This is a genomic window from Candidatus Neomarinimicrobiota bacterium (assembly GCA_041862535.1).
Lineage (GTDB): Bacteria > Fidelibacterota > Marinisomatia > SCGC-AAA003-L08 > TS1B11.
The window spans coordinates 1-2,169 of sequence record JBGVTM010000132.1 but is presented as its reverse complement, the minus strand read 5'-3'; the positions used below and the strand labels follow the sequence as shown (position 1 = coordinate 2,169).

Sequence of the window (2,169 nt, the reverse complement as noted above, 5' to 3'; positions counted from 1 at the left end):
TTTAACCTGTATCTGCTGGGTGAGGAAGGCGAGCGAGGGTACATTACCAATGTTACCGGTGGGGCCTTTATGCCGTCGGTCAACTCGCGCGGAGAGGTGCTCTACAGCCTTTACCACGACGGCGGCTACAAAATCGCTTACCTGGCTAATCCGGCACTTCTCGCCAAGGACCTGGTGGGCATACCAGTTGATCTCCGGGAGTTGAGGCCCAACTCGCCTCAGGAAGGTCCAGACATGGCACTTACCTCCCAGCCCTACAGGGAAACCATGTCACGGCCATTCATCCTGCCGCGACTAATGGTGGATTATGGGACTCTCAAACCGGGATTGTACTTATATGCTAACGAAGTGCTGGATCGCCTGCTCCTTTTTGGAGGCGTAAGCACCAATTCGCGTTGGGATACCGACTACTTTCTGCTTTTCGAATTCCGCAAGTTTCGTCCCACCCTCTATGCCCAGATCTACGCCCTTCAGCGCCACGTCCGCCAGGAGTTCACCTGGTACGATTACCAGGGCACAGATGACTTGCGATTCAACCTGCTGGAGGCGATCATCGGGGGCCGGATGGCTGTAGGATTACATCGCTTCTGGCTGGAGACTTCCCTCAGCCAATATCGGGAGCACATCTTTCAGCGCCTGGAAAGCCTGGGCGGAGGATTTTCTTTCCCTTATTACAAGGGTGCTAGTCTCATCGCCCGCTGGCAGCTATATGGACGGCGGCCGGAATACGGCGGGAACATGTTTCCCACGAAAGGGTATGAGTTTGAGATGGAGCTGCGAGCAGAGAAAAACAATCTTGCAGAAGACTTTGCCATCAGTAAAAAATACAGTACCCCGGTGACCATCTATGAACCGAACAATACTCTCCGTCTGACGCTAAATTTCAAACAGTATGTTGCTCTTCACCGCCGGAGCAGAATTACGGCCGCCTATGAAGCCACCCTTGGCTGGCTTTCAAACGACGCGGTGGATACTTTTTTCTACTTTTTCGGTGGTGGGCCACCGGGCTTGCGGGGCTACACCTATTATGACAGCACAGTCCAGGGAACGAATCTGATGGTCCATACGCTGACGGTACGGATACCGCTGTTTCTTGAGCGCCATCTTCCCCTCTGGCAGTTAATTTTCCAGAACCTATCATTAGGGTTTGTGGTTCAATATGGTGACGGCTTTAACGGTTCCTGGCTTAGAAAAGGGCATAAATCATCAATGGGAATGGAAATGCGGCTTAACGGCCATAATTTTTATGTATTCCCTTTCGCTTTGGCTTATGAGGTGCACCGGCCTCTTGGCGGCGACTTCAAGGGTTATCGGCATTACGTTTCGTTACTATTCGATTTCTGAAGGAGCATTCATGAAGATACGTGTTAGTCTTTTTATCATCCTGATATGCGGGGCTGCACAAGGCGTCAACCCCGGAACTGGCCGGTACCTGGATCCTAACTGCGCCCTGGTGCAGCAACTATACGAGGTTGCAGCCATCCAAAGCCCGGCCTGGCAGACTCAGGATACCCTGCGCGGCATTGATGTGGACAGTCCCAATTACCGCTATCCAGGCAAAGCGATGGTCCTGTCCTTGCTCGTACCGGGTGCCGGTCAGCTGTACGTCCGACAGCTGAAGAAAACGGCCCTGTTTCTGGGAGTAGAAGTGCTAGCAGTGTGGGCATTGAGAAGCTATTCACAGCGGGGTAAAGATTCGACCGAGGCGTATGAGGAATTTGCTGACGACCACTGGGATTTTGAACATTGGTTATTCACCGCCCATCTCTACCAGACTGATCCCTGGGGCAAGGGAAAGGACCAGATTTACGTTGGCACCGATGGCAGCCATCAGCTGGAATTCTTTGTGGATATGGATGGCGATGGTCGCCCTGAAGTATACGGCAATACCAAGGAAGATAGTGAGAGAATCTATCAACTTCTGGCGGACCCCGATACCAGCGATTTCGTCTATGTGAAAAAGAACAACGCGTACTACGAGAATGTCGGTAAATATAATCAGTTCTTCTCCGGTTGGGACGATGCAACTCCAGAGGCGGAAATAGATAGCAGCCGAAAATCAGGGTGGATCGCTTTGTCGGATCACCGCTCGCAGTACATTGATATGCGTGCTGTGGCCAATGATTTAAAGAGTGTGGCCACGTACGCCGTTTCCGCGCTCATGTTTAA

2 protein-coding genes are annotated in these 2,169 nt (G+C 52.0%); both read left to right on the top strand.

Going from position 1 to position 2,169, the window contains the following annotated elements; translation table 11 throughout:
• Window positions 1-1,344 (top strand): BamA/TamA family outer membrane protein (locus ACETWG_04855; protein MFB0515917.1); only part of this gene is annotated, 1,344 nt, incomplete at its 5' end.
• A 10-nt stretch (window positions 1,345-1,354) separates the two neighbouring features.
• A partial coding sequence (locus ACETWG_04850; protein MFB0515916.1) for a DUF5683 domain-containing protein occupies window positions 1,355-2,169 on the top strand: 815 nt, incomplete at its 3' end.